Origin of the sequence: Dysgonomonas sp. ZJ709 (assembly GCF_011039195.1) — a bacterium.
Lineage (GTDB): Bacteria > Bacteroidota > Bacteroidia > Bacteroidales > Dysgonomonadaceae > Dysgonomonas.
Window position 1 is genome coordinate 1 of sequence record NZ_JAAKEM010000052.1, and the last position, 7,469, is coordinate 7,469.

Annotated in this window: 7 protein-coding genes and 1 pseudogene; all 8 read right to left on the bottom strand. The window is 36.0% G+C overall.

Annotated features, from left to right (window positions below; genetic code table 11):
* Positions 1-126: 126 nt before the first annotated feature.
* Positions 127-423: pseudogene (locus G7Y56_RS17960) on the bottom strand (ThiF family adenylyltransferase); the annotation flags it as partial.
* A complete protein-coding gene (locus G7Y56_RS17965; RefSeq protein ID WP_165045782.1) occupies positions 420-1,109 on the bottom strand; it encodes a PRTRC system protein B in 690 nt (229 codons plus the stop codon). The gene G7Y56_RS17965 and the pseudogene G7Y56_RS17960, both read right to left, overlap by 4 nt.
* On the bottom strand, positions 1,078-2,154 hold the full coding sequence (locus G7Y56_RS17970) for a hypothetical protein (RefSeq protein WP_165045784.1): 1,077 nt from the start codon (positions 2,152-2,154) through the stop codon (positions 1,078-1,080). Before G7Y56_RS17970 ends, G7Y56_RS17965 begins: the two co-directional genes overlap by 32 nt.
* A 13-nt stretch (positions 2,155-2,167) precedes the next feature.
* The gene (locus G7Y56_RS17975) at positions 2,168-2,380 is read right to left on the bottom strand and encodes a PRTRC system protein C (RefSeq protein ID WP_165045786.1); all 213 of its coding nucleotides are present in this window, start codon (positions 2,378-2,380) and stop codon (positions 2,168-2,170) included.
* Between the two features lie 29 nt (positions 2,381-2,409).
* Positions 2,410-3,204, bottom strand: a complete 795-nt coding sequence (locus G7Y56_RS17980; protein ID WP_165045788.1) for a PRTRC system protein E — start codon at positions 3,202-3,204, stop codon at positions 2,410-2,412.
* A gap of 81 nt (positions 3,205-3,285) precedes the next feature.
* A complete protein-coding gene (locus G7Y56_RS17985) occupies positions 3,286-3,828 on the bottom strand; it encodes an antirestriction protein ArdA (RefSeq protein ID WP_165045790.1) in 543 nt (180 codons plus the stop codon).
* 1,562 nt (positions 3,829-5,390) lie between these two features.
* Positions 5,391-5,933 carry a hypothetical protein gene (locus G7Y56_RS17990; RefSeq protein WP_165045792.1) on the bottom strand — a complete coding sequence of 181 codons (543 nt, stop codon included), beginning with the start codon at positions 5,931-5,933 and terminating at the stop codon, positions 5,391-5,393.
* A 109-nt stretch (positions 5,934-6,042) separates the two neighbouring features.
* A partial coding sequence (locus G7Y56_RS17995; RefSeq protein ID WP_165045794.1) for a TraM recognition domain-containing protein occupies positions 6,043-7,469 on the bottom strand: 1,427 nt, incomplete at its 5' end.

Sequence of the window (7,469 nt, forward strand, 5' to 3'; positions counted from 1 at the left end):
TTGTCTGAACCATTTTACATAAACTAAACGCTCGTTGGGCTCTTGTTAAGATAACCAATACGCGCATTTTTGGCAAAGGTAAAGCCCATGACAATATCTCACAAGATGCTCTTTCCCGAACGCTTACGGTATAGCAATCCAAGCTGTACTAAACGTGGCATTAATTCGTGTTACCAGAACCTCCGCTTTATTAAGGTTAATATCCGATTCATAAAAAAGTTGTCGCCCGATATTAGCTTCACTGACAATATCTCCGTCATAAACATGTACATGTAAGCCCGGATGCGCTAAAGAACGCAGGCAATGATCGATTCGGGCTAAGCAGGTCAAAACCTGTGACCCTGTTCCACCACATCCTATAAGATTTACAGTTATAGGATGCGTAGGATTCATAAAATAATTGGGGGCAACATGTATTTTCATTTTAATAAGTCTTTTAGTTTTTTTCCACTTGGTAGTAATTCTTTCATATCAAAACTATCAACGGAAGATTTAATAATTGTAATCAGGTTATTCTTGGTAGGATTTTCACTTCCTCCCAGATGAGTAAATTCTGTCAACCAGAATTTCTTTTCCCAGTAAGCTATAAAGTCTGCGTATGTTGGATTATTAGGATAGTTCAGTTTGGCAGACCCGAGACAGACTGAGCCATTCGTTGTATTTAGAAAAGGAGCTACATAAAGCTCGTTTTTAGGGTATTTACCTTTAAACGCATACAAGTTCAACCGGTCTTCCTCTACTACATAAATAATTCCCGGTATATGGTATTCTTCATCGGGTATCGCTAAGGATTTTGCAAAAAACATTTTCCTTTTTTCGGGTGGATTAAACCAGATGTAGCGTTGATATCCTATACGATTATCTGCAAACAACATATTTTTAGGTATATTACCATGAGGTGTTACAGCCTGATCTTCCGAAAACAATTTAGCTATTTCTGCTATACAGTTTTTAGTCAGAGGAACAGCACTTCCCATAGTACCTGATGCATGAATGCTCCTTGATTCCAGATAATAGTCTTTATCTTTTGTTGCATATACGATGATTGCCATTCGTGGTGTATAAGTCACCTTGGATTTATTTACTATCTCTGCGGTTGTATAATTCATAACAAAATTTGTTTATCCAATCTAAAAATAATTCAACATATTTATTAACTTTCATCGGTTTTCTTGTCTTTGGATTTAGCTCAATATAACCTGAAGAAAAAAACTCATACCCCTGATCATTGGCTTCATTACAGATCCATTCAAAAATATTTTCAAAAACTACATCTTCAGTACTGTAAACCACATGCATCATGCGCCCCATTTCAACAGGGTAATAGTCCAGATAAAAATCATCTCCTTCCACAGGCGATGAAGCAAAGTTCATAATACACCCCTTTGTAAACAGTTTAAGGCCATCATGCATAAGATTAAGGATGACGGATTCTTTTTCTGTTTGTGGCTTATAAGCTTTGATACATTTTCGTAATTCCCGATTGGTATATTTAGGCTCTTGACTTAATAAACCCAAAGTATTCCCTATTTCTCCATTTAAGTAGTTATCTAACAAAACCAGCCAATCATTATCCCCATCAATTGTTTCATCGGATTCAGGCTCTGGTAGCTCATCCTTAAAATATTCAAAGCAGGCATTCTCTTTGTATTCGAGCAACCCTTGACTCGACTGAAATATCGAGAAAAAAGAAATATAAATATCTTTAAGCGTATCTTCTGCCTGATCAATTATATTACAGGGCACATAATACAATACATTCTCTTCATGGTTATTAAAGATTACAAATCGCAGACTATTATCTCTTTCCTTAATTTCAAGATACTGGTCTTTCGGCATGATTAATCTTAAGGCATTATATATGGCTTCAATATCAATAGTTTCTGACCTTAGAGTAAAATCAGCCCCTAAAAGCCGTGCATAATTTTGTGCAGAATGATACAGGTACATATAACTTTCCTCACAATATGCCGGGTGGAATTTTGATATAGGTATTGGCTTAAAAACAGTGGTCAGAAAATCATTTCCTGACCTTCTGACCGCTTTTGCATCCTTTTGTATCTGTTTACTCCCCGATGTATTTCTCGTCGCTCGGACTCCCGCATCAGGATAGTGCCAACTTCCCGATGCAGGGCTTGTAATTGTTCTTTGCATTTTTTAGTGTTTTTCATCCTTTGGTTCCAATGATACTCTTGAAAGTATATACATATTTATCGCCTTTAAACTCCTTATGTACGGTAGCCGTAGTCAACTCAGGATAAATACTTGAGTAGAATTGTTGTATGCTTTCCACCGACATCTCAGGATTGGGATCTTCGAGTTCTATTCCGGATTTATCAATCAGAAATTCTCTTTTTATTGCTGTAACTTCTATTGCCATAATGTTATTTATTTATCTGGTTTATGAATTTATTTACTTACACCCATCATAGTTTGGAATTGCTGAAATTTAATCCATTCTTCAGCAGTGATTCCGGCAGGTATAGTCATTTTCTCTTCCACAGGTTCAGCTATTTTATTTTCAGCAAACAATTCAGCAAAATTATCTACTGTTGAACTAGAACCTTCAACAATTCCATCACCTGATTCATCCTCAGTATTTTGCTCATCATCCTCTTCTTCCGATTCTTCATATATTGTAATTCCTGTCGGTTTAGCCTCCTGTGAATTTTGACTTGTAACTCCTGCTTTAGGATCATCAGTCGTCGTTTCAGGAAATAATGGTTGCTGAGACATTTTTGCCCAAAGTTCTGTGTATTTCTTTTCTGCTTTGGTATTGGTCTTATCCTGATCGTAAAGCATCTTATAAATTTTTAATGCACCGGGCAGGTCACCTTTTTTTTCTTTCTGCTCTGCATCCGCAAAAAGCAGATCCGTTTTACTCATTTTACCTGACGAAGCAACATTTAAAGTACCTGAGCCTGATTTATCCGGCTTTGAAGTTGCAGCACTCTTCGTACTTGCAGAAAATGCATCCAGATTACTTATCACTTCACATCTCTCTTTTAAAGGTGTTTGGATTAGACTAATGAAACTGGCATCCAGCTCAGCAGGTAATCCCGAGATAGTCAATGCGGCTAAATTTTCACCTTGATTTGTTGAAGTAACAGGTAATGTGCAAATAACCAGTTTATCACCGGTCTTCATCAGATTCATAGTTAGCATCTGACCGTCTTGCATTAATTGAAATAATTGTTGAAACATAATTGAAAAATTTAATTGTTATAAAAAAGGAAAAGTTCAATTTGTGTAATTGAACCGTTCCATTGACTTTTATATTACATGTTAAAAAGGAATGTTTTTAAAGACGTATCCATCAATAAACAGAAACATAGAATCAGTATCAAATAAATGATCTGTATATCCTGTAAAATCAAAGTCTGGATTATTCTTTTCTGTGATACCCAATTGTGATTTTGCGTAGTATCTCCCAAAACGATATTTATTACTAAAAATACCCTCGTAATTGTACTTAAATGCATTAAGAAGGGTTTTAATCTTCTCTTGTGTTAATTCAGGTTTATAATGATTCACCCAGCTTGAAAATGCCTGGTGTTCATTTATTTCCAATTTGGCAGTAGCTTTTATCAGATCGAATAACTCCGGGCATATCCACTTTTCCGTGATATATACACCGGGGATATCTTCAAAATCAAAATACAATAACTGCGGATCAGACTCATCTTGATGCAATTCCAAGCAGGCATGCTTAAATTCGTCTCCATTTGCATATTGCATCAGGTGTAGCCAATTCTCTGACATTGTTTTACTTGTGTATTTATAGCTTGTCGTTACCAACACCTTAGCTTTAGTTAAATTTATATTCATAATCATATTTTTTATATTAAAATAACCCGAACTCTTATTTTTTTTCGGCGATCAAAGGGCGTGTTCCGGCTAGTCCAGTTTTTTACGAAAAATACTAGCCTCGCATAGCGAGGTATGGAGATTTTTCGATAAAACCCTTTAGGGGAAAACTTGACGAGCCGATTAAGAACACGCAATACCTTTGTCGCAAAAAAATAAGAGTTTGGGATACCTATTTCTCCTCTTTTTCAAGCTAGAAGAAGTATTAATAGCAGGATTTGCATTCGAAAGTTTGTAATTGATCGGATATATGGATTATTGAGAGTTTGAGAATAGTATTCGGCTTGTGATGGAATAAAAAAATCAGGTCGTGTAGTATTACAAAAACATTTTTATAGAAGAAAGTAGCAGATATTAGATAGAATGAGAAGTCAGTTCTAAATAACAGATAAGAAATTGAATTAATAATTGAATTTGGAAAGATTTTAGGTATCAACAAAATTAGATTGCTTTAATACGGTGCAACATAAAATCAAGAAGGCTCACAGGAATTGTGAGCTTTCTAAAAGATGGATAATATAAGCAGGATTATTGATTATGAAAAAATTGGAAATAACATCTTTACAGCATATCAAAAAACATATATGCAATCTGACATCGTTCATTAATTATTAAGCAAGAGATTGTTACAATAGACATACGAATTTCAAGGATATATTCTTCATCTATTGGATTGATTTTTGTTTTAAATATGGGATTAGAATCATGTTTTAAACGAATTTGATTTTCACTTAGTCCTTCATAAACGATACAAATAAAAAGTTCAGACATATTGTTAAGGTGCTATTTGTGTCCTTCAGCACAAAAGATTTAACAAAAAAAGCGGAAGGGCATTACCTGTTGCACCGAAGGGAGTCGAAGCCCAAGAGACACAAACAGTAACACCCCCCGCTTCTATAACGAGGGGCGTTCATCTGTCATTTCGTTGTGCCTCTTATAATTTTCGACTTTTTCGGTGCACTGAAAAGAGCAGTAAACGCTTTTTCTAATATTTATTCTACTTCACAAATATAGAAAAAATTTAATAAACCACATTGTAATATCTGGAACTCTGAAAAAACTCGGCTCGATGGATTTAAAGGGCATTTAAAGCCCGATTTAAAACCAAGCAAAAAACGAAAAGAGAGCCAAGCCCGACAATAAATTACGAAGTATAAAATTAATATGCAGAAGAAGAGCCAGCAGCTTTTGTCCCCCCCCTGAAAAAACCTTTACAATGACCACTCGCCCCCTGTCCTTTAAAATATGCGTCGGAAGTGGCTTCGCATGCTATGTCCCATCGGCTCCGTACAGAAGTGTTCAAAACGTCAAATTTTTAGCAGGAAAATATCTGCCTCGCTGTAAGCGAGGTACGGAGATTTTTCAGCTAAACCCTTTAGGGCCGGAATTTGACCAGTGAAGAACACGCATATAATTTTGCCGATGGGAATGCGGCGAAGAACTAACGTTGCCCTTTACAGGGGAATAAGTAAAAAAAGCACCATATTCGTTAAATATGGTGCTTTTAAACTGATACATTCTGTTTATTTCTTTATCTGCTTACTCTTTACAATTTTTGAGGCATCGGGTAGAAAATAGAATACCTCACTACGTTCTTGCAATGGATTCGTTGGGGGAAAAACATAGGAATAACGGCATTCGACGGGCTGTAAAAGGATTTTATCAGCAGAAACATTTCCGTATATGTTGACAAATTCCTGTTTGCCAATAGAATCTATAGCAAGTTGTGTGTTTTCAATATACTTGGTATACATATTTACAATTGTCGGCATTTTAAACCGTGAGTTTTGTTCTTTTTCCAGACCCTCCTTATTTTTCTTCAGGTAAGACTCCAGTTTTTGTAACTGTTCCGATTTATTGTTATCAAACTCTTCTTTTAGTATGGTGATACTGTCAGACACCTTTATAGGCTCAAGTTCTTTAATTTCTAAGGCTTTAAACTGAATATCCGTCCATGTACCTTGCTTATCGGTTTGGGCATAATCACTAATCAGTTTTTCATACTTATTGGATGAAGTACAAGAGCAAAGGCTTAAAATAAGAATGGTAAAAATTACTTTATTCATATGTATTAAATTTAAGAATTTGTGTCCTTAAAAATAATAACTATAAACTAAAAACTAACAAGATATTCTAACTATTTTTTCAAATACTATAAAATAAAGAATACCTAACTTACTTATCCTTTGGGATTAAATGCTCTAACAACGGATCGTTAGCTATTCTCTCCAATTCATCAACGATGATTTGTTTTACTTCTATTTTAATCCGGTCATAGTTTAAGGAGATCTGTTCACACATATGGTCTACACCCTGATCATCTACAAAATTGACGATTTGAGGTATGGGTACATATTTACTCGTTTCTTCTTTAACAGCCTCATTGTCTATTACAATTTCAGCGTGAAATATCTTCTGATCTATCCTTTCATCAAAATTATCGGAGACTGCACCTACAAACATACCTTGTGTTAAGTTGGAGATTTTGGATGCAGGTATTAATGAATCTAGCTGTGTACTTATAGAGGTGGAGGTATCCTGACGGGTTATTGTCATGGATTGTCGTTTTTGCAGGACTTTACCAAAGCGATCACTCAGGTTCTTTGCTGTATCTCCTACTACCTGTCCGCTAAAGATATTACCCACGGTGTTTTGAATAACTTTACTTTCTTTATCGCCATAGTCTCGGATCAACTGGCTATAATCCTGAAAGCCAAGACATACTGCGACCTTATTACTTCGTGCTGTTGCGATCAGGTTATCCAATCCACGAAAATAAATTGTGGGTAACTCATCAATGATGACTGAACTTTTCAATTGTCCTTTTTTATTTATTAATTTTACGATACGGCTATTATACAAACCCAATGCCGCAGAATAGATATTTTGCCTGTCGGGATTATTACCCACGCAGAGTATCTTTGGTTCTTTCGGATTATTGATATCAAGGGTGAAATCATCTCCGGTCATTACCCAATACAATTGGGGACTTATCATTCTGGATAAAGGGATTTTAGCAGAAGCAATTTGCCCCTGGAGTTGGTCTTGGGCTCCCCCTTGCCAGGCATCCATGAAGGGAGATAGGTAGTTTTCCAGCTCCGGATAAGAAGTAAGGATAGTGAAAATATCGGAATATGGTTTATTCAGTAATTCGATGGCATGGGGAAAGGTGCAATATTTTCCATTTTGATATATTTTAAGATACCAAATCATTGAAGCTAAAAGGATTATAGGAGATTCTACAAAGAAATCTCCCTGCTTTTGAATCCAGGTGCGGTTAAGATTTAACATTATTGTGTAAGCAGCCTCGTAAGCATCGGAAATATCCGTCATAAAATCCGGATTGATCGGGTTACAGCGGTGGGATTTTCGTGGATTGTCAAAGTTGATAACAAAAAACTGTGGTTTTACCTCATAGCAATCCATATTGTTTATCAGGGTATTGTATGCAATCTGGCTTAAGTCATCAAATTTATAGTGTAGGCTAAGCACCCGACGCCGCGCCATATTGCTATGGTCGGTTTTCCAATGCTCGCCTCCGAACCGTACGTACACGTTCCCGCGTATACGGCTCTCCACCAATATATTCAGTCTAAATCGTT